General features: G+C 71.2%; 20 protein-coding genes. 11 read left to right on the top strand and 9 right to left on the bottom strand.

Annotation, left to right across the window (positions count from 1 at the left end; genetic code table 11):
• The first annotated feature begins 198 nt into the window (after nucleotides 1-198).
• From AB0I59_RS18455 to AB0I59_RS18430, 6 genes are all read left to right on the top strand, one after another.
• Nucleotides 199-1,101: a carbohydrate ABC transporter permease gene (locus tag AB0I59_RS18455; protein WP_358134161.1), complete on the top strand. Its 903-nt coding sequence runs from the start codon at nucleotides 199-201 to the stop codon at nucleotides 1,099-1,101.
• Nucleotides 1,102-1,306: 205 nt separating this feature from the next.
• Nucleotides 1,307-2,134, top strand: coding sequence for a carbohydrate ABC transporter permease (locus tag AB0I59_RS18450; RefSeq protein ID WP_061255677.1), 828 nt, complete (start codon nucleotides 1,307-1,309; stop codon nucleotides 2,132-2,134).
• Nucleotides 2,131-3,201: an ABC transporter ATP-binding protein gene (locus tag AB0I59_RS18445; RefSeq protein WP_358134159.1), complete on the top strand. Its 1,071-nt coding sequence runs from the start codon at nucleotides 2,131-2,133 to the stop codon at nucleotides 3,199-3,201. The genes AB0I59_RS18450 and AB0I59_RS18445 overlap by 4 nt, the downstream gene beginning before the upstream one ends.
• On the top strand, nucleotides 3,198-4,427 hold the full coding sequence (locus AB0I59_RS18440) for a CehA/McbA family metallohydrolase (protein WP_358134156.1): 1,230 nt from the start codon (nucleotides 3,198-3,200) through the stop codon (nucleotides 4,425-4,427). Before AB0I59_RS18445 ends, AB0I59_RS18440 begins: the two co-directional genes overlap by 4 nt.
• Before the next feature lie 232 nt (nucleotides 4,428-4,659).
• On the top strand, nucleotides 4,660-5,808 hold the full coding sequence (locus AB0I59_RS18435; RefSeq protein ID WP_358134154.1) for a Gfo/Idh/MocA family protein: 1,149 nt from the start codon (nucleotides 4,660-4,662) through the stop codon (nucleotides 5,806-5,808).
• Between the two features lie 9 nt (nucleotides 5,809-5,817).
• Nucleotides 5,818-8,811, top strand: coding sequence for a glycoside hydrolase family 38 N-terminal domain-containing protein (locus AB0I59_RS18430; protein WP_358134151.1), 2,994 nt, complete (start codon nucleotides 5,818-5,820; stop codon nucleotides 8,809-8,811).
• A gap of 94 nt (nucleotides 8,812-8,905) precedes the next feature.
• On the opposite strand, the gene AB0I59_RS18425 is transcribed toward AB0I59_RS18430, so the two are convergent.
• Complete coding sequence (locus tag AB0I59_RS18425; protein ID WP_061255672.1) at nucleotides 8,906-9,115, bottom strand: ubiquitin-like protein Pup; 210 nt, start codon at nucleotides 9,113-9,115, stop codon at nucleotides 8,906-8,908.
• Nucleotides 9,116-9,440: 325 nt separating this feature from the next.
• Between AB0I59_RS18425 and AB0I59_RS18420 the strand changes: the two genes are divergently transcribed.
• Nucleotides 9,441-10,334, top strand: a complete 894-nt coding sequence (locus AB0I59_RS18420; RefSeq protein WP_358134149.1) for a serine/threonine-protein kinase — start codon at nucleotides 9,441-9,443, stop codon at nucleotides 10,332-10,334.
• Between the two features lie 159 nt (nucleotides 10,335-10,493).
• On the opposite strand, the gene dop is transcribed toward AB0I59_RS18420, so the two are convergent.
• From dop to AB0I59_RS18400, 4 genes are all read right to left on the bottom strand, one after another.
• Nucleotides 10,494-12,011 carry a depupylase/deamidase Dop gene (gene dop, locus AB0I59_RS18415; RefSeq protein ID WP_061255670.1) on the bottom strand — a complete coding sequence of 506 codons (1,518 nt, stop codon included), beginning with the start codon at nucleotides 12,009-12,011 and terminating at the stop codon, nucleotides 10,494-10,496.
• Nucleotides 12,012-12,093: 82 nt separating this feature from the next.
• Entirely contained in the window at nucleotides 12,094-13,281 is a 1,188-nt protein-coding gene (locus AB0I59_RS18410; RefSeq protein ID WP_358134145.1) for an acyltransferase family protein, read from the bottom strand.
• A 226-nt stretch (nucleotides 13,282-13,507) separates the two neighbouring features.
• Nucleotides 13,508-15,271 carry a proteasome ATPase gene (gene arc, locus AB0I59_RS18405; protein WP_061255668.1) on the bottom strand — a complete coding sequence of 588 codons (1,764 nt, stop codon included), beginning with the start codon at nucleotides 15,269-15,271 and terminating at the stop codon, nucleotides 13,508-13,510.
• Nucleotides 15,272-15,476: 205 nt separating this feature from the next.
• Nucleotides 15,477-16,340, bottom strand: a complete 864-nt coding sequence (locus AB0I59_RS18400) for a tRNA (adenine-N1)-methyltransferase (protein WP_061255667.1) — start codon at nucleotides 16,338-16,340, stop codon at nucleotides 15,477-15,479.
• A gap of 172 nt (nucleotides 16,341-16,512) precedes the next feature.
• On the opposite strand from AB0I59_RS18400, the gene AB0I59_RS18395 reads away from it, so the two are divergent.
• The gene (locus AB0I59_RS18395; protein WP_358134141.1) at nucleotides 16,513-17,610 is read left to right on the top strand and encodes a GNAT family N-acetyltransferase; all 1,098 of its coding nucleotides are present in this window, start codon (nucleotides 16,513-16,515) and stop codon (nucleotides 17,608-17,610) included.
• Between the two features lie 30 nt (nucleotides 17,611-17,640).
• Here the strand turns inward: AB0I59_RS18395 and AB0I59_RS18390 are convergent, their stop codons facing one another.
• Both AB0I59_RS18390 and AB0I59_RS18385 read right to left on the bottom strand, forming a co-directional pair.
• Entirely contained in the window at nucleotides 17,641-18,864 is a 1,224-nt protein-coding gene (locus tag AB0I59_RS18390; protein ID WP_061255775.1) for an aminotransferase class III-fold pyridoxal phosphate-dependent enzyme, read from the bottom strand.
• 29 nt (nucleotides 18,865-18,893) lie between these two features.
• Nucleotides 18,894-19,802, bottom strand: coding sequence for a carbohydrate kinase family protein (locus AB0I59_RS18385; RefSeq protein WP_061255665.1), 909 nt, complete (start codon nucleotides 19,800-19,802; stop codon nucleotides 18,894-18,896).
• A gap of 58 nt (nucleotides 19,803-19,860) precedes the next feature.
• Here AB0I59_RS18385 and AB0I59_RS18380 point away from each other — a divergent pair, with 58 nt between their 5' ends.
• Nucleotides 19,861-20,463, top strand: a complete 603-nt coding sequence (locus AB0I59_RS18380; protein ID WP_061255664.1) for a TetR/AcrR family transcriptional regulator — start codon at nucleotides 19,861-19,863, stop codon at nucleotides 20,461-20,463.
• Between the two features lie 59 nt (nucleotides 20,464-20,522).
• Here the strand turns inward: AB0I59_RS18380 and AB0I59_RS18375 are convergent, their stop codons facing one another.
• Complete coding sequence (locus tag AB0I59_RS18375; protein ID WP_061255663.1) at nucleotides 20,523-22,142, bottom strand: FHA domain-containing protein; 1,620 nt, start codon at nucleotides 22,140-22,142, stop codon at nucleotides 20,523-20,525.
• A 147-nt stretch (nucleotides 22,143-22,289) separates the two neighbouring features.
• Here AB0I59_RS18375 and AB0I59_RS18370 point away from each other — a divergent pair, with 147 nt between their 5' ends.
• On the top strand, nucleotides 22,290-22,439 hold the full coding sequence (locus AB0I59_RS18370) for a hypothetical protein (protein ID WP_358134132.1): 150 nt from the start codon (nucleotides 22,290-22,292) through the stop codon (nucleotides 22,437-22,439).
• A gap of 64 nt (nucleotides 22,440-22,503) precedes the next feature.
• On the opposite strand, the gene AB0I59_RS18365 is transcribed toward AB0I59_RS18370, so the two are convergent.
• Complete coding sequence (locus AB0I59_RS18365; RefSeq protein WP_228644569.1) at nucleotides 22,504-23,634, bottom strand: site-2 protease family protein; 1,131 nt, start codon at nucleotides 23,632-23,634, stop codon at nucleotides 22,504-22,506.
• Nucleotides 23,635-23,759: 125 nt separating this feature from the next.
• Between AB0I59_RS18365 and AB0I59_RS18360 the strand changes: the two genes are divergently transcribed.
• Complete coding sequence (locus AB0I59_RS18360; protein ID WP_061255660.1) at nucleotides 23,760-24,623, top strand: RecB family exonuclease; 864 nt, start codon at nucleotides 23,760-23,762, stop codon at nucleotides 24,621-24,623.
• Nucleotides 24,624-24,628: the final 5 nt, after the last annotated feature.

The raw sequence follows: 24,628 nt of genomic DNA, 5'->3' as shown, positions 1-24,628 counted from the left end.
CGGGGAAGTAACCGCCGGGCGAGCGGGAGGCGGGGAAGTAACCGCCGGGCGAGCGGGAGGCGGGGAAGTAACCGCCGGGCGAGCGGGAGGCGGGGAAGTAACCGCCGGGCGAGCGGGAGGCGGGGAACGAGCGACCCCGAGCGAGAAGGGCACGAGCCGCCTCAAGGGGCGCCCTGGGCCCGCGAGCGGAGTGAGCGCATGAGCCCCGACGCGGCGGGGCTGGGCCGGGGGCGTGCGGTGGGGTTCGTACTGCCCGCCCTGGTGCTGATCGGGGTGTTCCTGGTCTTCCCGGCGCTGTGGACGATCTATCTGGGGCTGACGGACTATCGGCTGACGGGGTTGGAGGCGGCGGAGCCGCGGGTGGTGGGGCTGGACAACTACACCGCGGCGCTGGGCGACGAGCGCTTCCGAGGGTCGTTGTGGTTGACGGCGCAGTACGTGCTGGGTTCGGCGGTGATCGGGCAGGCGGGGCTGGGGTTCTCGATCGCCTGGGTGCTGCGGGACCGGCGGGGGCCGGTGAAGCGGGTCACCGAGGGGCTGGTGCTGCTCGCGTGGATCCTGCCGTCGTCGGTCGTGGCGTTCCTGTGGATCGCGTTGCTCGATCGGGACGAGGGCACGTTGAACGCGTTGCTGCACACGCCGGGGCTGGCGTGGCTGCTCGACCATCCGATGCCGTCGATCATCGTCTTCAACGTGTGGCGTGGGACGGCGTTCTCGATGATGCTGTACGGCGCGGCGCTCGCGAACGTGCCGCCCTCCCATCTGGAGACGGCACGTCTGGCGGGGGCGTCCACGTTCCAGCAGCTCAGGGATGTGGTGGTGCCGCGGATCAAGGGGCATGTCCTGACGAACCTGCTGCTGATCAGTCTCTGGACGTTCAACGACTTCTCCGCGTTCCAGATCACGGCCGGGGGGCCGGAGGGTCGTTCGGAGATCCTGCCGATCTACATCTACAACGTGGCGTTGAGCGGGGGGCGCCTCGGTTTCGGAGCGGCGATCTCGTTCCTCGTTCTGATCATCAATCTGGTCGTGGCCTTCGTGTATCTGCGTCTCCTCCGCACCCGCCGCGAGGACGCCCGGCGGGAGGTGGCGGCGCCGTGACGCGCGGAGAGCGCGGCGGTGAGCGCCCGCGGCGAGGAACGGGCGAGGACGTGACGACCGAAGCACACCGCCGCGAAGGCGCCCGCGGCCCAGCGGGCGGAGCGAGCCGACGGACACCGGGCGGAGCGGGCCGACGGGCACCGGGCGGAGCGGGCCGACGGGCACCGGGCGGAGCAGGCCGACGGGCACTGAGCGGAGCGGGCCGATGAACGGCGCGGGACGGCATGCGTTGGGGGTGCTCGGCCGGGCGACGTTCCTGGCGCTGGTGCTGGGGTTCTTCGCGCTGCCGTTGCTGTGGCTGGCCACGGCTCCGTTCGACGGCCATCCGGGGATCGCGATGTCGGTGCCGGATTTCACGCTCCGGAACTTCCGGGCGCTGCTCGGCAATCCGTACGCCCTGACGTCGTTGCGGAACTCGCTGATCCAGGCGGGGGGAAGCGCGGCGCTGGTCGTGACGCTCGCGGCTCTGGCGGCGTACGCGCTGTCCAGGGTGCGGGTGCCGGGCCGGGACGCGCTGCTGTACGTGCTGCTCCTGCTGTCGTCGGTCGTGACGGGGACGGCGGCGATGGTTCCGCTGTTCGAGCTGGCGACGCGGTTGAACCTGATCGACACTCATCTGGGTGTGGTGCTGACGATGTCCGGCGGGCTGCTGCCCGCGGCGATCTTCATCATGAAGGACTTCATGGACGGCACGCCGACGTCGTACGAGGAGTCGGCGCGGGTGTTCGGCGCGTCGCCGCTGCAGATTCTGCGGCATGTCGTGATCCCGCTGGTACGGCCGGGCCTGGCGACGATCGCGGTGTGGGCGGTGGCCAACGTGTGGGGCGGCTTCCTGCAGCCGTTCATCCTGCTCCGCGACCCGGACAAGGCGCCGGGGGCGGTCATCCTCTACACGCTGTACACGGAGGGCGGCGCGCCGCGGCTCGACCTGATCTCGACGTTCTCGCTGCTCTATTCGCTGCCGGTGGTGGTGATGTACGTGTTCGTCAGCCGCAGGTACGGCTTCCGCTTCCACGGAGGGATCAAGAGGTGATCGTGTTAGGCGGGCTGACCAAGGAGTTCCCCGGCGGGGTGAGGGCGCTCGACGGGCTCGATCTGGAGATCGCCGACGGCGAGTTCTTCGCGTTGCTCGGGCCGTCCGGGTGCGGGAAGACGACGCTGCTGCGGACGATCGCGGGCCTGGAAACCCCTACATCCGGAAATATCGGGATCGGCGGGGTCGACGTGACGTCCGTTCCTCCCGGGCGGCGGGACGTCGCCATGGTGTTCCAGGACTACGCGCTCTTCCCCCACATGGACGTCACGGCCAACATCGCCTACCCGTTGCGGATCAAGAAGGTCACCCGAGCCCGGCGCGAGGCCAAGGCGGCCGAGACCGCGTCCCTGCTCAGCCTGTCCGACCTGCTCGCCCGCCGGCCCGGCCAGCTCTCCGGCGGGCAGCAGCAGCGGGTCGCCCTGGCCCGGGCCGTCGCCTGCCATCCGAAGGTCTTCCTCTTCGACGAGCCGCTGTCCAACCTCGACGCCCGGCTCCGCCTGGAGGCCCGGACGTTCCTCAAACGGCTGCAGCGCGAACTCGCGGTGACCACCGTGTTCGTGACGCACGACCAGGGCGAGGCCCTGGCGCTCGCCGACCGGATCGCGGTCATGTCGGCGGGCCGTTTCATGCAGGTCGGCACCCCGTCGGAGATCTTCCGGAGGCCGGCGAACACGTTCACGGCCTCCTTCATCGGTTCCACGCCCATGAACCTGCTGCCCGGAGTCGCGGGGGACGGCGCTCTGCGGGTCGCCGGGGCGGTCCTCCCCCTGCCCGCCGGCGTCTCCGACGGCCCGATCGTGTACGGCCTGCGGCCCGAATATACGGATCTGTCGCTATCGCCGAGGGATGACGCCTTCACGGGGAAGGTAGCGGTCGTGGAGAACCTCGGAACGGCCCATCTCGTCACCCTCGAATCCGGAGACCACCTCATCCAGGCCGTCGTCCCCGAAGGGGAGGAGCCCGCCCCGGGCACGGCGGCGTGGGCGGTCCCCCGGCCGGGCCGCGCGCTCGTCTACCGCGACGACCGGCTCGTTTCGCCCCTCCCGGCGGACGGCGCCCGATGACGACGATCAAGGGCGTGTGGACGCTCGCCGACCGGATCTCCGGCCCGGTCCGCGAGGTGCCCGTCGAGCTGCCTCCGGGAACCGCCGCCGTGACGGTCCGGCTCTCCTACGACCGCTCCGCCGGAACCCTCGATCTCGGCTGTGCCGGGCCACGCGGCTTCCGGGGCTGGTCGGGCGGGGCGCGGTCGGAGTACACCGTCACCGCGGACTGGGCCACCCCGGGCTACCTTCCCGGTGAGATCGAGCCGGGCGTCTGGCTGGTGCTCGTCGGGCTCTACCGGATCCCCGACGAGGGCCTGCCCTACAAGATCACGGTGATCGCGCACCGGCGGCCTCCGGCGGTGCCCCGCGACCATCCGGCCAGAGGCGTGCGGGCGCCGCGCGCCCAACACCGGGAACCGGCCGCCTCCCGGCGCGGCGCCCCCGCGCTCGAGGGGCTGCGCTGGCTCGCCGGCGACCTGCACGCGCACACGACGCACTCCGACGGCTCGCTCGGCGTCCACGAGCTGGCCTGCCTCGCCGCCGACTGCGGGCTCGACTTCCTCGCGGTCACCGACCACAACACCGTCAGCCACCACGCGGAACTCTCCTCGGCCTCCGCACTGGCGGGCATCCTGCTCCTCCCCGGGCAGGAGGTGACCACGGATCTCGGCCACGCCAACGCGTTCGGCGACGTCGGCTGGGTGGACTTCCGCAAGGGGCCGGACGAGTGGGCGAAGGCCGTACGGGATCGGGGCGGGGTCCTGTCGATCAACCATCCGGTCGCCGGTGACTGCTCGTGGCGGCATCCGATGGCGCCGGACCGGCCGAGGATCGCCGAGCTGTGGCACTGGAGCTGGTGGGACCGCACCTGGGGCGCCCCGCTCGCCTGGGGCCAGGCGTGGGCGGACGACCTCGTCGTGGTCGGCGGCAGCGACTACCACCGGCCGGAGGAGGGGCATCCGCCCGGAGCGCCGACCACCTGGGTGCTCGCCGATCCCGCCGCCGGGACGGCGGGCATCATCGCCGCGCTCGCCGACGGCCGTACCGCCGTGTCCGCCTCCCCGGACGCCCCGCTCCTGCTGCGCCACGGGGACGAGTTCGTCGCGATCGGGGCGGACGGCCTGGTCCTGTGGGGGCCCGAGACCCGTGCCGTCGTGCGGGGCGACCGGGCCGCGTTCCCCGCCAGGCCGGGCGCGCACCGGCTGGAGACGCCGAGGAACGAGGTGATGGCCCTGTGCACGTGACGGCGCTGAACGCGATGACTCCGTACGCGATGACTCCGTACGCGATGGCTCTGCATGCGACGGCCCTGCACGCGGCGGCCCTGCGCACGTGACGCCCGCCTGTCAGACCGCGGACCGCGTCGTCGCATGTCGGGGCACTTCACAGGGAATCTGTACCTGGTCACGAACCGGGGCAGCATGCTCATCCGCGCACGTTTCCGGGTGATCAGGCCCAAAGTGATTGGGGGAAGCCATGAAGGTCGCCATCGTGGGGCTGGGGATCGCCGCGCAGGTGATGTACCTGCCGCTGCTGGCCCGCCGCAGGGACCTCTTCGAGCTCAGCGCCGTCTGCGACCTGGACGACGCCCACGCCGCGAAGATCGGCGGAGAGCTGGGCGTGGCCGCGTTCGACGACCCCATGGCCATGCTCGGGAAGGGCGGCTTCGACGCGCTGATCGTGCTCACCCCGGGGTCGCACGCGCCGCTGGTCCGGGCCGCGCTCGACCACGGCCACTGGGTGCTGTGCGAGAAGCCCCTCGCCTACAGCCGGGCCGAGCTGGCCGGGATCCCGGGCGACGCCCGCCTGATGGTGGGCTACATGAAGCAGTACGACCCGGCCGCCCAGCGGATGGTCGAGGCCCTCCACGAGGCCGGAGGCCCGGAGGCGGTACGGCATCTGGACGTGACCGTGCTGCACCCGTCCACCGAGTCCCAGCTCCTCTTCGCCAAGGCGCGGGCGTCACACCCCACGCCCGAGGCGCTCGCGCCGTACCTGGAGGCGGACGAGGAGGCGCTCACGACGGCGCTGGGCGCGGACGCGCCGCCACGACTGCGCCGGCTCTACTCCCAGGTCGTGCTGGGCAGCCTCTGCCACGACCTGTCGCTGATGCGGATGTTCACCGGGCCGCCCGGCACCGTGGACCACGTCGCCGTCTGGCCCGGCGACGTCTTCCCGCCCTCGATCGAGGCGAGCGGCGACCTGGCCACCGGCAGGTACGGCCTGCGGTGGCACTACCTGGCGGGATACCCCGCCTACCAGGAGCGGGTGACGATCCACCACGAGCACGGCTCGCTCGAACTCGACTTCCCGTCCCCCTATCTGATGAACACGCCCACGACGCTCACCTCGGTGACCCGTCTCGGGACCACCGAGCGGAAGATCGTCTTCCGGGACGTCGCGGAGGCCTTCGAACGACAGCTCGTCGCCTTCCACCGGTTCGCCACCCAGGACGAACCCCCGCTCACCGGACGGGACGGCGCGCTGAGCGATATCGTCACGGCGCAGCGGATCATCCGGCGCCACGCCGAGTCCGCGGGCCTGCCGATCGGCGGCGAGGCCGCCTCCCCGGCCGCGTCCCCGGACGCCTCGCCCGCCACCGGTCCCCCGGACGCAACCCCCTGAGGAGCACGCGTGCACCCTGAGATCGTCGTCGTCCCGCACACGCACTGGGACCGCGAGTGGTACCTCCCCTTCCACCGGTTCCGCATGGGGCTCGTCCGCATGCTGGACGAGGTCCTCGACATCATGTCGGCCGACCCGCTCTACCGCTTCACCATGGACGGGCAGCTGGCCGCGGTCGAGGACTACCTCGAGATCCGCCCGGAGAGGCGGGATGACGTGAGGAGGTTCGTCGAGGCGGGCACGCTCGCCGTCGGTCCCTGGATGATCCTCGCCGACGAGTTCCTCTGCTCGGGCGAGACGCTGATCCGCAACCTGGAGTACGGAATGCGCGGCGCGGCCGCCCTCGGCGGTGCCATGCGGGTGGGCTACCTGCCGGACCAGTTCGGGCACTGCGCTCAGATGCCGCAGATCCTCTCACTCGCCGGACTCGGGCGGGCGTGCCTGTGGCGCGGGGTGCCCGAGTCGGTCGGCCGGGACGCGTTCGCCTGGACGGGCGCCGACGGCACCACCGTCGTCACCCGCTATCTGCCCGGCGGGTACGGCAACGCGGTCGCCCTGTTCAGCGGCCCGGCCGAAGGGCTCGCCGACCGTGTCTCCGCCTTCGCCGCCTCCATGCGCCCGTGGCGCCCGGACGGTCCCATGCTGGCGATGTACGGCGCGGACCACTCGGCTCCGGCGGCCGAGATCACCGGGCACGGTCTGCGCGTCGCCACCCTCGAGGAGTACCTGGACCTGGCCGGGGTTCCCTCGGACCTGCCGGAGGTCCGCGGCGAGCTGCGGTCGCACGCCCGGGCCAACATCCTGCCCGGTGTCGTCTCCGCCCGCGTCCCTCTCAAGCAGGCGATGGCGCGCGCGGAGCGCGCCGTCATCCGGTACGCCGAGCCGCTGTCCACGCTCTGGCTGGCCGACCGTACGGCCTCCGCCCGGCTGCTCGACCTGGCGTGGCGGCGGCTGATCGCCTGCTCCGGGCACGACTCCGTCACCGGTTGCGGCGCGGACGAGACCGCCCAGCAGGTCGCGGCGCGGATAGCGGAGGCGGAGCAGATCGGCCAGGCGGTGGTGGACCTGGTGAGCGCCACACTGGCCGCCCACGTGCCGCGCGGCGCGCTGGTCGTGGTCAACCCGTCGCCGTTCGAGCGGACCGCGCTCGTGCTCGCCGACCTGCCGGAGCACCGCGCCCGGCTGACGGACGCGTCAGGCGGGACCGTGGCGGTCCAGCGACTGGAACACGCCCCCACGCTGCTCGACGAGACGGTCATGGACGACCTCTCCCAGCTCCTCGGCCGGGTCCACGAGCGGGAGCTGTTCGGGCAGGAGATCGTCTCCTGGGAGACCGGGGACGGCGTGTTCACGATCACGGTGAGCAGGCACGCGTCGGGCGGCTACGCCTACGAGGACCTGCGCCGCGCCATCCTCGGGGCCGGTCCGGGACCGTGGCGGGTCCTGACGCTCGCCGAACCGGTCGTCACCGTCGCGGCGCAGGTCACCGTCCCGCCGCTGGGCCGCTCCGTCCTCACCGCCGAACCCGGCGCGGGAGGGCACGTCGCGCTCACCCGCACTCCGGAGGCGGCGGCCGCGCTCGCCGCCTCCGAGGGCACTTTGGACAACGGGCTGCTGCGCGTGACCGTCGCCGAGGACGGCACGCTGTCGTTGCGCGGCCGGGACGGCACGGAGGTGCACGGCGTCGGCCGGATCTCGCATGGCGGAGACATCGGGGACACCTATAACTACGCGCCCCCTCCGGAAGACCGGATCGTGGACCGGCCCGCGTACGTCAAGGTCGAGGAGATCTGCCGCGGGCCGCTCGTGTCCGTACTGGAGGTCTCCCGCTCCTACGAATGGCCCGCCGACGGCGCGCCGACCGGCTGGGACGGGTCGTCAGAGGACGACGTCCCCCAGGAGGCCACGCCGGGCAAGGGAAACAGCACCGGCACGATGAACACCGCCGGCACGGTGAACGCCCCCGGCTCAATGAACATTGCCGACACGAACGCCACTTCGGACACGATGGTCACGATGGTCACTTCTGGCACGGTGGTCACGACCCGGGTGGAGCTGCGCGCGGGCGAGCCGTTCGTCCGGTGCGCGATCGACCTGGACGTGCGGTGCCGCGACCACCGCCTCCGGTGGCACGCGCCGCTCGCCCGCCCGGCGGCCGAGTCGTTCGCGGAGGGCCAGTTCGCGGTCGTACGGCGTGGCACGGCCCCGGAAGGCCGTCGTACGAACGGCGGCCACACGGAGGACCGCACGGCAACCGGCTCGCGAACCGGCGCCGAGGTCAGCGGGGGCGAGCGGCCGATCCCGACTTTCCCGGCGGAGGGGTTCGTGGCGGCCGGCGGCCTGGCGGTGCTGCTCGACCACGTCACCGAATACGAACTGATCCCGGGCGACCCTGGAGACTCCGGCGGCTCCTCTGGCGGCGTCGATGTCCTGGGCCCGGCGGCCGGGCGAGCCGGAGGCGCGCACGAGCCCGGGGAACTGGCGCTCACGCTGATGAGATCGGTCGGCTACCTGTCGCGGAACCGGAACCCCTATCGGGACGAACCGGCCGGGCCGCAGCTCGCGACGCCGGCCGCCCAGTGCCAGGGGCCGTTCTCGGTGCGGTTCGCGGTCCTGCCCTACGCCGGCGGCTGGGAGGAGGTGGGGCTGGTGCGCCTGGCCGAGGAGTATCGCCATGATCTGCTCGCCGTACCCGGATCCGGGACCGTCACCGCCGCCGGGACCGATGACCTGGCCGGGTCGGCGGTGCTCGCGGGGCGGGCACCCACGGTGTCGGGCGACGGCGTGGTGATGGCCGCACTCCGGGAGAGGGACGGCCGGCTGGAGATGCGCCTGGTCGCCGAGCATCCGGTGGCGACCGAGGCCGTCGTCCACGGAAGTTTCACCGCCGCGCGTCTCGCCGACGCGCTCGGCTCTCCCGCCGCCCCGCTCGAGGTCTCAGCGGGCTCGGTACGGCTCCCGCTGCGCCCCTTCGAGATCGTTACCGTTCAGTTGTGGGCCTGACCTGATGAGAAAGGTGCCGGCCCGGACCCTGAGCTCCGCGAACGTCCGCGGCCGGCTCCGGACCCGGGCCTCCCCTCGGCGGCCGTCCCCGGCCTTACTCTCCGCCCTTCTGGACGTATGACCTCACGAACTCCTCCGCGTTCTCCTCGAGGACCTCGTCGATCTCGTCGAGGATGGAGTCGACGTCGTCGGTGAGCTTCTCGTGACGCTCCTGAACATCGGGAGTCGCCTGCGCCTCGGTCTCCTCGACCTCGCTCTCCTGACGGCCCGTCTGCTTCTGGCCGCCGGTGTCCCTCGTCGCCATATGGATACCTCCGCTCGGGGGATGCCTCTACTTCGTATCTTCCCCGAACCGGGCGACAATTCGCGCGGATCGCCCGCGATCTTTCACCCGGCTCCGGAAGGCGGTCCAGATAGCCAACCCTCCGCGCGGCGGGAAAGCAAGTCAGCCACCCCACGCCCTTGTCCCACGGCCTCCCCGGAACGGCCGGCGCGTACCCCGCTCCCGGGAGTACGCAGCCAAGATCGTCCCGTAGACCGGATCGTTACCACCGGTGGAGGCGCGCCACGGTCAACGGTGATCCTTTTTGCGACCACAATATGTACCCGGGAGACATAGGGGCCGTGTCATGCCAGGGGGGTGGCTCATGGGAACGGATCACGAATTGCTGGGAGATCGCTACCGGCTGCTCTCCGCCGTTCACCGCGGGCGAGGAGCGGTGATGTGGCACGCGCACGACACGCGGCTGCGGCGCAATGTGGCGATCAAGGAGCTGCGGCCGCCGCACCACGACGACGAGCCCGACCTGCAGACCGCGCGCCGCCGGGCACTGCGGGAAGCCCGCTCGGCCGCCCGGCTGAGCCATCCCGCCGTGGTGACCGTGCACGACCTGCTGGAGGCGAACGGCCGCCTGTGGATCGTGACGGAGCTCCTCGAGGGCCTGACCCTGGAGGAGACGATCCGCCATCTCGGGCAGTTGCCGGTGCACTGGTCCGCCTGGGTGGGGTTCCAGCTTCTGGCCGGCGTACGGCACGCGCACGAGACGGGAGTGGTCCACGGGGCCATCGAGCCGGCGAACGTCCTGCTGACCGAGGACCGCGTCGTGCTGACCGACTTCGGGATGGCGGCGATCCAGGGCTCCGGCTCGACCACGATCCCCGTCGTCCGTACGGCGGCCTATCTCGCGCCCGAGCGGGTGACCGGGGGGCAGCCGACCGTCGCCTCGGACCTCTGGTCCTTCGGCGCGACGCTGTACTGCGCCGTGGAGGGCCGTCCCCCCTACGCGGAGGCGGGGTCGCTCACCGAGCTCGAACGGGCGCTGGACGGCGATCCGGAGCCGCCCCGCCGGGCGGGCCCGCTCGGCCCCGTGATGGAGGGCCTGCTGCGTCGCGACCCGGACGAGCGGCTGACCGCGAAGGCGGCGGTCTCGCTCCTGGTCGGCGTGCTGCGGCGGCTGGGCATCTCGGCGGCGCCTCCCGGCCGGCGGCCCGAGGTGCCACCGGCCCGCGCCTTTACGACGTAGATTCCGAACAGTCCGCGCCGTCGAACGCTCCGCGAAGTCGAACACTCCCTGAGGCCGGCACGGCCCGAGCGATCCGTGCGGTCCGCACGGCGCGGAGCGGGCCGTGCAGGCCGTTCGGTCCGTTCAGGCCGCTTGGCCTGTTCGGTCAGTTCGGGGCGCTCACTTGTCGCCGGTCAGGGCCGCCACGAGGGCCGCGGCGGTGCGGCAGCGGTCGAGCAGGTCGCCGACGTGAGCCTTGGTCCCGCGCAGCGGCTCCAGGGTCGGCACCCGCTGGAGGGACTCCCTGCCGGGGATGTCGAAGATCACCGAATCCCACGAGGCCGCCGCGACGGACTCGCTGTACTGGCGCAGGCACCGCCCGCGGAAGTAGGCACGGGTGTCGGTGGGCGGCAGCTCGATCGCGCGCTCCACGTCGTCCTCGGTGACCAGGCGCTGCATGCGGCCACGGGCGACCAGGCGGTTGTAGAGGCCGCGGTCGGGCCGGATGTCGGAGTACTGCAGGTCGACGAGCTGGAGCCGCGGGTGCGACCAGGGCAGGCTGTCTCGGGTGCGGTAGCCCTCGAGCAGTTCGAGCTTGGCGACCCAGTCGAGCTCGCGTGACAGCTGCATCGGGTTCTCGGCGAGCCGGGTGAGCACCGACTCCCACCGGTTGAGCACGTCCTTGGTCATGTCGTCGACGCTCGCGCCGTAGCGGTCCTCGACGTACTTGCGGGCCTGCTCGAGGTACTCCATCTGGAGCTGCACGGCGGTCATCTTGCGGCCGTTGCGCAGGGTGATCTCGTACTTGCAGGTCGGGTCGTGCGAGACCGCGCGGAGGGCGGCGACGGGCGACTCGACCGAGAGGTCCACGGTGAGGAACCCGTCCTCGATCATGGCGAGGACCAGCGCCGTGGTCCCTAGCTTCAAATATGTCGAAATTTCCGACATATTGGCGTCGCCGATGATGACGTGGAGCCGGCGGTACTTCTCCGGGTCGGCGTGCGGTTCGTCCCGCGTGTTGATGATCGGCCGCTTGAGCGTGGTCTCCAGGCCGACCTCGACCTCGAAGAAGTCGGCGCGCTGGCTGATCTGGAAGCCCTCACCGCGCGAGTCCTGCCCGATGCCGACCTTGCCCGCGCCGCAGACGACCTGGCGCGAGACGAAGAACGGCGTCAGGTGCCGCACGATGTCGGCGAACGGCGTCGCCCGGCGCATCAGGTAGTTCTCGTGGCAGCCGTAGGAGGCGCCCTTGGCGTCGGTGTTGTTCTTGTAGAGCTGGATGGGCGCGTTGCCGGGCATCGCCGAGGCGCGGACGGCGGCGTCGTACATGACCCGCTCCCCCGCCTTGTCCCAGATCACCGCGGCCCGAGGGTTGGTGCACTCGGGCGTGGAGTACTCCGGGTGGGCGTGGTCGACGTAGAGACGCGCGCCGTTGGTCAGGATCACGTTGGCGAGGCCGAGGTCCTCGTCGGTGAGCTGGCTCTGGTCGGCCACCTCCCTGGCGAGATCGAACCCCCTGGCGTCGCGGAGCGGGTTCTCCTCCTCGAAATCCCACCGAGCCCGGCGGGCCCTCGCGGCCGAGGCCGCCAGGTACGCGTTGACGACCTGCGAAGAGGTCACCATCGCGTTCGCCCCGGGCTGCCCGGGTACGGCGATGCCGTACTCGGTCTCGATGCCCATCACCCGCCGTACCGTCATGCGCACCCCGCCTGCTTAAGGCCGTCGTTCCGCCGTTATATCCCCGAGCCTAGCTTCTTCTCTATGCCCGGCTACCAGACAGTTACGGCACAGATGCTTCCTTACTTTGCGTCGCGGCGCGTGTCTCCTCCGCGGGAGGGGGCGGCCCGGAGCGCCCGCCGCGCAGGCGGATCCGGTCCAGGGACGCTCCCAGGGCCGCCCGCAGCCACCGCTGCCCCGGCTTGTCAACGAGCCGGTAGACGAGGTACGCCAGCGCGATCGAGACGGCCATGGTGAGGCCGACCAGGGGCCAGCGGCCGACGGAGTCCTTCAGGCCGGGGATGAGCACGGCCGAGACGTTCTGGTGGACCAGGTAGAGCGGGTAGGTCAGCGCGCCGACGGTGGTCAGCGCGCGCCACCGCAGCCAGCGCAGCCAGCCGAGGGACACCGCCGCGATCAGCAGGAAGATCAGCGTGATCGCGATGATCGCACCCTCGGGGGGAGCCGGGAAGTGCTCGAAGCCGATCATGTCCACCCGTCCCTTGACCCGCTCCGTGGCGGCGAGCAGGCACAGCCCGTACGAGACGGCCACGAAGGCCCACAGCACGAGGGTGGAACCGAACCTGTGGATCAGGTAGAATGCCATGCCCGCGATGAAGTAGGGGGCCTGGCGGGGCATGAACAGGAAGGTCAGCACGTCGTTGTGGGTCGCCTCGGCGGCGACCACGAGGATGAGCCAGCCCGTCATGAAGCCCAGGCAGCGTCGCAGCGTGATGCCGAACAGCATGAACAGGCCCACGAGGATGTAGAACCTGAGCTCGACCCACAGCGACCAGAAGACGGCGCCCGCGTGTCCGACGCCCAGACCGCCCTGCAACATCGTCAGGTTGATCAGGTAGTCGCGCAGCGACAGTCCGGGGTCGAAGCCCTTGACCCCGGCGAAGGTGTACATCACGAAGAGCGCGATCACGACGAACCAGTACGCGGGGTACAGCCGGGAGACCCGGGAGACCACGAAGTCTCCGATGGAGTGGCCCCACGCGCTCATCAGGATGACGAATCCGCTGATGAGGAAGAACAGCTCGACGCCGAGGATGCCCAGGGTCGTGACCCGGTTGACGCTCGCGAACAGCGCCGTGGGGTAGTCGCCCCAGAGCGACTTGCTGGCCGCCATGTAGTGGAAGGACATCACGGCGAACGCGGCGACGAAGCGCAACGCGTCGAGTTCGACGAGGCGCGGCCCCCTCGTCGCCGGACCCGTGTCGAGACCACGCGAGCGGACATGCGTCACGGGCGCACACCTAGGTAGATCACGCCCCTTTGACGTAACTTTGCCGCTCTTGGTTCCCCGGAATTTCCAGAATTAACTCATCCACTTCCGAGAAATTCGTATATTTCCGGATAAACGGAGCATTGCTGCACTAATTGCCGCACACATGGGAAACAGGAAAAGGCCGGGAGGGGTGATCCCCTCCCGGCCTTCAACACGAGCCGGAGCCGGTCCCTGGAGGTGGTTCCTAGAGGTACTGGCCGGTGTTGGCCACCGTGTCGATCGAACGGCCGGCCTCGGTGCCCTGCTTGCCCTGCACGAGGGTGCGGATGTAGACGATCCGCTCGCCCTTCTTGCCGGAGATGCGGGCCCAGTCATCGGGGTTGGTGGTGTTGGGCAGGTCCTCGTTCTCGGAGAACTCGTCCACGCAGGCGGCCAGCAGATGCGCGATCCGCAGGCCCTTCTGCTTGGTCTCGAGGAACTCCTTGATGGCCATCTTCTTCGCCCGGTCCACGATGTTCTGGATCATGGCGCCGGAGTTGAAGTCCTTGAAGTACAGGACTTCCTTGTCGCCGTTGGCGTAGGTCACCTCGAGGAAGCGGTTCTCCTCGCTCTCGGTGTACATGCGCTCGACGACCCGCTGGATCATGCCCGCGATCGTGCTCTCCCGGCTGTCGCCGTGCTCGGCGAGATCGTCGGCGTGCAGCGGCAGGTCGCTGATGAGGTACTTGGAGAAGATGTCCCTCGCGGCCTCGGCGTCCGGCCGCTCGATCTTGATCTTGACGTCCAGGCGGCCGGGCCGCAGGATCGCCGGGTCGATCATGTCCTCGCGGTTGGACGCGCCGATGACGATGACGTTCTCCAGGCCCTCGACGCCGTCGATCTCCGAGAGCAGCTGGGGGACGATGGTGTTCTCGACATCGGAGGAGACGCCGGAGCCTCGGGTGCGGAAGATCGAGTCCATCTCGTCGAAGAACACGATCACCGGTGTGCCCTCGGAGGCCTTCTCCCTGGCCCGCTGGAAGACCAGGCGGATGTGCCGCTCGGTCTCACCGACGTACTTGTTGAGCAGCTCGGGGCCCTTGATGTTGAGGAAGAAGCTCTTGCCGGACTGGCCGGTCTTCTCCGCGACCTGCTTGGCCAGGGAGTTGGCGACGGCCTTGGCGATGAGCGTCTTGCCGCAACCGGGCGGGCCGTACAGCAGCACACCCTTGGGCGGGCGGAGCTTGTGCTCCTTGAACAGGTCCGAATAGAGGTAGGGCAGCTCGATCGCGTCCCTGATCTGCTCGATCTGCCGCATGAGGCCGCCGATCTCCTCGTAGGAGATGTCCGGCACCTCCTCCAGCACGAGCTCCTCGACCTCGGACTTGGGGATGCGTTCGTAGACATAGTTGGAACGAGGTTCGAGCAGGAGAGAGTCGCCGGCGCGGACCGGCTGGTCCTTCAGCGAGTCGGCCAGCTTGACCACGCGCTCCTCGTCGGCGTGCGAGATGACCAGCGCGCGGTCGCCGTCCTCCAGGAGCTCCTTCAACATGACGATCTCGCCCACGTCCTCGAAGCCGAGGGCCTCGACGACGTTGAGCGCCTCGTTCAGCATGACCTCCTGGCCACGCCTGAGCGAGTCGACGTCCACGGCGGGGCTGACGTTCACTCGGAGCTTGCGGCCCCCGGTGAACACCTCGATCGTGCCGTCCTCCCTCGTCTCTAGAAAGACGCCGAACCCGGACGGCGGCTGCGCCAGCCGGTCGACCTCCTCCTTGAGGGCGACAATCTGATCCCTGGCCTCCTTGAGGGTGGAGACCAGCCGTTCGTTCTGCCCAGTGAGGGCGGCCACCTGGGCCTGTGCCTCATGGAGACGCTCTTCGATGACTCTGGCCTGCCGGGGGGACTCCGCCAGCTTCCGCCGCAGTGCGGTGATCTCCTCTTGCAGGAAGGAGACCTGTGTTGTGAGGTCGGCGACCTCCCGTTCGCGCTGCGCGGCCCGAGCCTCAGCGTCGTCGCGAGCTGCCACGCCCCGTCACCTCCTTCCCCGTCGAGAACGACTACTCAAGACCCTACCTATCTTGGCGCTGTACGTAACCTGGCCGGGCAGTGTTCGTGTAGTTACATTGGGTGTTCGGTGTTTAGTCCCGAATGGTCCGTTTATTCAGGTGAGCAAGTGGTACTCACCCGAATGTTCCCCATTCAAGCGGTTTTGCCGGTTTGTGGCTGAATCGTCATGCGGATTCGGTCCCCTCTCCGTACGCACCCTTGGCGGGGCGCCTGCGCCTCGGCGGCGGCGTGACGCCGTCCGCCATGCGACGGGCCGTGACCAAGAAACCGGTATGCCCCACCATGCGGTGGTCGGGGCGTACCGCGAGCCCTTCTACATGCCAGTCGCGAACCAAGGTCTCCCACGCATGGGGCTCCGTGAAACTCCCGTGTTCTCTGATGGTCTCGACCGTCCGGGACAGCTGCGTCGTCGTCGCGACATAACAGCAGATCACGCCGCCGGGCGTGAGCGCCTTGGCCGCGGCGTCCACGCACTCCCACGGGGCGAGCATGTCCAGGATCACCCGGTCGACGTCCACCTCGTCGAGCGCGGAGACGAAGTCGCCGACCACCAGGCGCCACTGGTCCATCGGGCCGCCGTAGAACTTCTCCACGTTCTTGGTGGCCACCTCGGCGAAGTCGGCGCGCCGCTCGTACGACGTCACGGAGCCCTCGGAGCCGACGGCACGCAGCAGGAAGCACGTCAGCGCGCCCGATCCGACGCCCGCCTCGACCACGCGGGCCCCGGGGAAGACGTCGGCCATGGCGACGATCTGCGCGGCGTCCTTCGGATAGATCACCGCCGCGCCACGCGGCATGGACACCGCGTAGTCCTGCAACAGGTGCCGGAAGGCGAGATAGGCGGTGCCCCCCGAGGACCGCACCACGGAGCCCTCGGGCTGCCCGATCAGGTCGTCATGCGGGATGGACCCCTTGTGGGTGTGGAAGACGCCACCCTCTTTCAGCGTCACCGTATGCCGCTTGTCCTTCGGATCGGTGAGCTGAACCTGATCTCCGGCCTGGAACGGCCCGTGCCTGCGAAAACCCATGTGGCCAAGGCTATCCGTGTTTGCCCTGTCCCCATCCGCGTCTCGTCCGCGTCTCGTCCGCGTCCCGGCCGCGTCCCGGCCGTGCCGCGGGGCCCGGCGCACCTCCGTCCGCATGCCGTCCCGCCGGTTAATCCCTTGTCACGGAGATCGGTTCGCCTGGTAGAACCACCATATGTTTCCCAATGAGGTAATTCCCGCCGGGCCGTACGTGCTGCGGCCTCCCGTGGAGGCCGACGCCGACGCGGTGACGCGGGCGTGCGGCGACCCCGAGATCGCCCGGTTCCTCCCGCTCGTCCCCTCGCCCTACACGCGCGAGGACGCCCTGTTCTGGATCAACCGGCTCGTACGGGAGACGTGGGAGGCGGGAGGCGCCGACTACGTCGTCGCCGACTCCGGCACCGGCGAGTTCCTGGGCGTCATCGGGCACAAGCCGCTCGACCGGGTGGGGAACGGCGAGATCGGCTACTGGGTCGCCCCCTGGGCTCGCGGGCGGGGCGTCGCCACCACCGCCACCCGGACGCTGACCGAGCTGGCCTTCGCCCGGGGAGTTCCCCGGATCGCGCTCCTGACCGACATCGAGAACGTCGCGAGCCAGCGCGTCGCGTGCGCGGCCGGTTTCCGGCGCGAGGGGGTGTTGCGCGGGGCGCTTCCGACCCGGGACGGCTCGCGCGCCGACACGGCGGCCTTCGCCCGCCTGGCGTCCGACTCCGGCGAGGCGATCCGGCCGTACCTGCCCTTCTTCCCCGGTGGGGAGCTGACCGACGGCGTCGTACGGCTGACGCCCCTCACCCTCGCGGACGCCGGCGACTATCACGCGGTGGCGTCCGTTCCCGACGTCTACGGGCACCACGTCCCGCCGGAGCCGCCGGAGTACGCCGAGTGCGTGGAACGCTGCCGGTACGGCCGCCATCTGTGGCTCGCCGGCCACCAGGCCGGGATCGCCATCCGGGACGCCGCCACCGGCGCGTTCGCGGGCGACATCCAGCTCGCGAACGTCATCCCGCCGCTGGACCAGGCGATGACGGGGTACAGCCTGCACCCCGACTTCCGGGGGCGCGGCTTCGTCACCCGCGCCCTGGAACTGCTCGTGGAGTGGGCTTTCACGCACACCTCCCTGCGCCGGATCGTCGCGGGCACGGCGCCCGAGAACACGGCCTCACACCGCGTGCTCGAACGCGCCGGGTTCGTCCGCGAGGTACTCGTCAAGGACCTGCTGCCCGGCCCGGGCGGCACCCGCGTCGACGACATCCAGTGGTCCCGCACCCGCTGACGCGACCCGTGAAGGGCCGGGGCCCGCCGGTCAGTCGGCGCCGAACGTCGCCCTGAGCTTGGCGAAGGCGGCGTCGGTCCCCAGCAGCGCCCGGTCGATCTCGTCGTCGGTGTGCGCCGTCGACAGGAACCAGTTGTGCCAGGGATGGAGGTACACGCCCTCCCCCAGGCACGCGGCCGCCCATCGCATGCCCTTGTCCAGGGTGGCGTCGCCCTCGAAGGACAACCACGGGATCTGCACCGGGCCGGTCTGGTTGATCACGAAGCCGTGGGAGGCCGCCTGCGCGGCGAGGCCCTCCCGCAGCCGGGTCCCCGCGCGCTCGATGAGCGCGGGGCCGTCGGTCTCGCGCAGGATCTCGATCGTGGCCTTGGCCGCCGCCATCGCGGTGGCCGAGAACCAGAAGGATCCGGTGGAGTACAGCGTCTGGGCCGGACCGCGCAGCGCGTCGGTGCCCGTCACCGCCGCGATCGGGAACCCGTTCGCCATCGCCTTGCTCCACGCGGTCAGGTCGGGCCGCACGCCGAAGGGCTCCCAGGAGCCGCGCAGGTCCAGCCGCCAGCCCGCGCGTACGTCGTCGATCACCAGGGCGGCGCCGATCCGGTCGGCGAGGGCGCGCAGGCCGCGGGCGAAGTCCGCGTCGGCGAACTCCTGGTCCTCGAACGAGTCGTGCTTGAACGGGGTCACCAGGATCGCCGCGATGTCGCCCGCCTCGGCGGCGGCCTCGGCACCGGCCAGGTCGTTGTAGGTGAACTCGATCGTGTCGGCCCGCTGGTTCGGCGTCGTGCCGGACAGGCCGGGCGTGCACCAGGGGTCCGCGCCGTGGTAGGCACCGTGCGCGACCAGGACCTTCGTCCGCCCGGTCGCGGCGCGGGCGACCATGAGGGCCTGTGTGGTCGCGTCGGTGCCGTTCTTGGAGAACATCGCCCAGTCCGCGGACGGGATCAGGTCCACCAGCAGTTCGGCCAGCTCGACCATGACCGGGCCCGGCCCGTTCAGGCAGTCGCCGTACGCCTGCTGGGCCGCGGCGGCGGCCTCGACCCTGGGGTTGCGGTGCCCGACGATCATCGGCCCCCAGCTGCACATCAGGTCGACGTACTCACGGCCGTCGGCGTCCCACTGCCTGGCGCCCTCGCCGCGTACGAAGAACTGCGGGTAGGCGTCGCCGTGCAGGGCGGCGTTGAGGTGGCCGTACATGCCGCCGGGGACGACCCTTGCGGCGCGCTCGCGCAGCGACGCGTCCGAGAAACCGGTCACGGAGATCTCCTTGGTGCTGTCGGGGATGGTCACAGGGCGGCCGGGTCGACGCCGTCCAGGCCGGCGTCGCTGCCCAGCCCTCCGGCGACCCTGGCGGCGACGGCCGTGCCGAGCCGGGCGGCGCCGACGACGTCACGGCCGCCGAGGAGGCCGGCGATGAAGCCCGCGCAGTACGCGTCGCCGCAGCCGGTGGTGTCGACCACCGGCACGTCGAGCGCGGGGATCCTGGTGTGGCCGTCCGAGGTGGCCACGAGGCTGCCCTCGCCCCCGAGCGTGACGAGCACGCTCGTCACGCCCTCACCGAGCAGGGCCGCGGCGGCCTCCTCGACGCCGTCCGCGCCGGTCAGCATGAGCGCCTGCTCCTCGTTGGGCAGGACGTGGTCGACATGCGGCAGGAAGGTTCTGGCCCCCGTCACGAGATCCGGCATGTTGGACAGCAGGTCCATGGTGACCACCGTGCCGCCCGCGCGCGCCTCGTCCAGCAGGGCGAAGAACGCGGGGTCGTGCAGCCCCCACGTGACGTCCATGCCGCCGAGGTGGAGTACCGACGCCCCGGTGATCCGCTCCTTGTCGAGGTCGGCCAGGGACAGCCCGAGGTTCGCGCCAGGAACGTGGAACGAGGGGCGCCCGCCGTCCGGCCGGATCGGCAGGATGGACGCGGCGGTCTGCTCTCCCGGCTTGCGCACGACTCCGGTGACGTCGACACCGTGCCGCGCCATGATCATGATGAGGAAGTCGCCGAGTTCGTCGTCGCCCACGGCGCCCGCGGACGCCACCGGAACGCCGATCTTGGCCAGATCGACCGCGGTGCCCGCGGCCGCCCCCGCGGCCGTGATACGGATCTGTTCGAGGAGATGGGTGTCCTGGCCCTGCGGGATCGACTCCACCGGGCGGGCCAGCACGTCCACGATGTGGACGCCGAGTGTGACGACGGTCATGCCCGGGATAATAGACGGGCGTCCGACTAAAATGTCAACAGACGAAGGAGGATCCGTCATGCCGAAGATCGTGGACCACGGCGAACGTCGGGACGAGGTGATGGCGGCCGCCCGGCGGGTCATCCTCCGCGACGGCGTCGAGGGCGCGACGACCCGGGCGATCGCCAAGGAGGCCGGTTACTCCAACGGCGTGCTCACGCACTACTTCGCCGATAAGGACGACATCCTGCTCTCGGCCCTGCGCGACTCCCACCGCCGCATCGCGAACCGGCTGAAGGAGAAACTCGTCGGCCTCACCGGACTCGCCGCCCTGCGGGAGGTGCTGCTGGACAACCTGCCGCTGGACGAGGAACGCGCCGGGGAGACCGGCCTCGAAGTGGGTTTCTGGGGACGCGGCCTGAGCAGCCCCGCGCTCCTCGCCCTCCAGCGGGAGGACGCGGCCGAGCTGCGCTATCTCGTGCGCAGCCTGCTCCAGTCCGCCGCCGACGCCGGGGAGATCGCCGCGCCCGAAGACCTCGGCGAGGACCTCGACGACGTGGCGGAGCGGCTGCTCGCGCTGGTCGACGGGCTCAGCGCGCACCGGCTCCTCTACCCCGACCGGGTCACGCCCGAGCGCCTCGAACGCCTCATCCTCCGCGAGCTGGACCGGCTCGCCTCATAGGGAGTTCCGGCTGGCCGCGGCGCGGCCGAGGGGGCCCGTGTTCCGGGCCCCCGCGGAGGTCACGCCGTACGGTGCGGCTCGTAGCGCATGGTGCGGGAGACCCCGATCCGCACGGTCGTGCCCGGGGCGATGGCGACGACCTCGTTCGGCGGGATGTCGTAGAAGTTCGGGTCGCCGGGCGGCTGGATCTGCGTTCCGTTGACCGAGCCGAGGTCGACCAGCGTGACGTCCCATCCGTCCAGCGCGATGCGCAGGTGACGCCGGGAGACCGAACCGTCGGGGCTGGTCACCCGGGCCGGCCTCGCCTCGCCCGACTGCGCCTCCGGCGCACGCTCGGGATCACGCCCCAGCACGTAGTCGGCGTCGAGGCCCAGGGCGACGCCGTCGTCGAGCAGCAGCACGCCGAGCGACGGCCGCGTCCCCTTGTACGGCACGAGCACGTGCGCGGGGATGGGCACGCCGCACACCGCGCAGAACTGGGCGCGCGGGTCGTTGAAGTGGTCGTTCTTGCAGTCGACCCCGTAGACCATGGGCAGCGGGCCGTCGGCCGGCGCGGAGTCGAGCTGGGTGGACTCCCCCTGCTCCTCGTCGGAAGCGGGCGACGGGGAGCTCATGAACGGCTCGAACGGCCCGGCGTCGCGCGCGGGCGGCGCGTCGTCCTCCTCGTGGGCGCCGGGCTGCTCCGGTTCCGGCTGCGGCCCGGTGGCGAAGCCCGGGACCGGATCGGCCATCGGGCCGAAGATCGGTCCTGACGGCGGGCCGGAGACCGGATCCGGCCCCGGCCCGGACACGGGCGGCGCGGGATAGGGGAACGAGTCCGCGGGCGGCGCGGGGTACGGGACCTGCTCCGCGGGCGGCCCGGAGTAGGGAAGCGGCTCCATCGGCGGCGCGGGGTACGGCAGCGGCTCCATCGGCGGCGCGGGGTACGGCAGCGGCTCCATGGGCGGCCCGGGCAGCGGCGGCAGGGCGAACGGCCCCGAGTCGCGCTCAGGCTCGACCCGCGGGAAGGGCGGAGGAGGGACCTGGCCCGGCTCCCTGTGCGGCTCTCCCGGCGAGAACGGCGGGTCCATGGGGCCGAACGGAGAGGGCGGCGGCACGACGGGCTCGCGCGCGGCGATCGGCTCCATCGGCAGGACCGGCGGCCCCGGCATCGGCTGCCGGTGCGGCGGCGGCGGGGGGAACGCGGTCCCGCCCGCCTCGGTGAGGTCGTGAACCACGCCCGCGCCCGCGACCACGCCTCCGTCGAGCCGCGCGTAGGGGCTGGAGGGGCCGGCGCCGGGCAGCCGCAGCTCGATCCGCGTCACGGGGCCTCGGACGAGGCGGTCGGTCCAGGTGAGGGCGTCACGCCCGGAAAGGTGGACGTCGCCGTCGGGCCCGCCGCGCACGGTGGCCTCCGCGGCGCCGCTGACCAGGACCGCGACACCGCCCGCGGTCGGCCCGGCTATCGCGCACGCGACCGGCTCGCCCGTGGTCCGGTCCATCGTCCCGGCCAGGACCTGGGCGACCCGGCGAGCCAGCGCCCGGCCGTCCCCGCCCGAGGCCGCGGTCTCGCGCAGCGCCGCGAGCAGGTCCTCGACCGCCTGATCCGCGGCCGCGCAGACCACCAGCAGGCCGTTCAGATGGGCGACGACGCCCTCTCCCGGCAGCGGGCGGACCACCCCCACGCCCTGTTCCGTCACAGAACTCTCCCTTTCCGGAAACCCCACCAGATGAACGGCACCGGCATCGGCGCGCTCACCCGGACATCCGTCCGCGGCGAGCGGGCCCGGAACGCGACCGTAGGCGACACCAGGTCGATCACCCCAGAACGTAGCAAAAAGAATGGCATGCGGCCTTCTGGAGGCCGCGCGCCCCCGGAGATCTCCGGCCGGGCCGCCGCCCGGTCCGCTCCCGTACGCGCCGCCACGGTCACGGCGCCGGACGGCTCGCGGGTCGGTACGCCGACGCTCGGGGGGCTGGCCACTACACGCTCCTGATCAGTTTGACCAGAACACTAGCCCCAGAGGCCCTCACTAGACGAGTGGGAAGGGGGTCGGATCATCAGACCCCGGAGAACACCCGGTTCACGTCCGCGGTGACGAGCACGCCGTAGATCTCGCCGCCCCGCTCGACCAGGAGGTACTCCCCCGACGGGGTGCCGCGCATGGCGTCGAGCAGCGCCTCTCCCTCAAGATCCGCGCCGAGCACCAGGGACGGCTCCAGGGTGCGGGCGAGGGCTCCGACGTTCACCCACGGCCTGCGCTGCTCGGGGGTGGCGTTCACCGCGGCGTCGTTGACGATGGCGACCGGGTGGCTGTCGTGGTCCACCACGACCATCGCCCCGGCGCCTGCGTCCCTCGCCCGGCGCAGCGCCTCCGACAGGGGCACCTCCGCGGTCACCGGGAGCGCTCTGCGGGCCAGGGCGCGTGCTCGCAGGTGGGGAAGGCGGGCCCGGACCCGGGCCACCCGCAGGGACTGCGTGGCTCCCATCCAGATGAACGACGCCAGGATGACCGACCAGATCATCAGGGGCACGTCGATGTCCTGCCCGGTCATCACCGAAGTGAGGAGCGGCCACGCGATCATCACCACGGCGAGCCCGCGGCCGACCCAGGCGGCGGCGAGGGTGCCGTTCACGGGACTCTTCGTGATCTTCCACACACCGGCGCGCAGGATGCGGCCGCCGTCGAGCGGGAGGCCGGGCACCAGGTTGAAGACGCCGACGATCAGGTTCGCCCCGGTGAGCTGGAAGACCAGCACGTAGGCGAGCCCCTCACTCGGCATCACGAAGGTGAGCAGCAGGTAGCCCACGGCGCCGAGGCCGAGCGAGAGCGCCGGGCCCGCCGCCGCGACGAAGAACTCGCGGCCGGGGGTGTCCGGCTCGCGCTCGATCTCCGAGACGCCGCCGAGCATGTAGAGCACGATCCTGCGTACGGGATAGCCGTAGTGCTTGGCGACCACGCAGTGGGCCAGCTCGTGCGCGAGCACCGAAAGATAGAGGAGCACCGCGAAGACCAGGGCCACCGCGTACGTGGCGGGCGGTCCGAACCCCGGAAGGGACCCCGCGAACCACGGTTCCGCGGTCCAGGTGATGAAGACGGCCACGATCAGCCAGGTGGGCGAGACGTAGACCGGGATGCCGAACGGCCGTCCCATTCGCAGTCCGGGGGAGCCATTCACAGGGGTACTCATGGTGGTCGTCTTCCCTCCTTGGCCTTGATGGTACGCGCCGGGAGGTGAGCGCAGGCCATGCCCGACGCGGGCACCCGGTGCCTTGGGGAGGGATTCTGTCGGCTCGGTGGCCTACAGTGCGGGACATGGCCCTCACCGAAGAGCGCGCGATCATCGGCGCCCTTTCCCCTTCCCGTGCCGGCGATTTCATGACGTGTCCGCTGCTCTACAGGTTCAGGGTGATCGACCAGCTGCCCGAGCGGCCCTCCGCCGCGGCGGTCCGCGGCACCCTCGTGCACGCCGTCCTCGAGCGGCTGTACGACCTGCCCGCCGAGGCGCGCACGGTGGCCGCGGCGCAGGAGCTGCTGGAGCCGCAGTGGCGGCGGCTACTGGAGGAGGAGCCGGAGTACGCCGGGCTGTTCGCCGACGACGACGAGCGGGAGGGCTGGCTCACGCAGGCCCGGGGAATGGTGGACCGCTACTTCACGCTGGAGGACCCGCGCCGCCTGGAGCCCGCGGAGCGGGAGATGTACGTCGAGGCGGTGCTGGACAGCGGGCTGCTGCTGCGCGGCTACATCGACCGGCTCGACGTCGCGCCCACCGGCGAGGTGCGGGTCGTCGACTACAAGACGGGCAGCGCGCCGGGGCCGGAGTTCGAGGCCAAGGCGCTGTTCCAGATGAAGTTCTACGCCCTCGCGCTGTGGCGGCTGCACGGGAACGTGCCGCGGATGCTCCAGCTGATGTACCTCGGCAACGGTGAGATCATCCGGTACGTGCCCGACGAGGCCGACCTGCGGGCCACCGAGAGGAAGGTCCAGGCCCTCTGGGAGGCGATCGAGCGCTCGCTGCGGTCCCGTGAGTGGCGGGCCAGGCGCTCGCGGCTGTGCGACTGGTGCGACCACCAGGCGCTGTGCCCCGAGTTCGGCGGCACTCCCCCGCCCGTCCCCGCGCGGGAGCCGGGGCTCAGCTCGCGCAGGAGCAGCCACCGGGCCGCCAGCGACGAGCTGTGACGGGG

The organism is Microtetraspora glauca (assembly GCF_040656155.1).
GTDB classification, from domain to species: domain Bacteria; phylum Actinomycetota; class Actinomycetes; order Streptosporangiales; family Streptosporangiaceae; genus Microtetraspora; species Microtetraspora glauca.
Note: the sequence above shows the minus strand (reverse complement) of the source record. Positions and strands in the feature narration are given on the sequence as shown.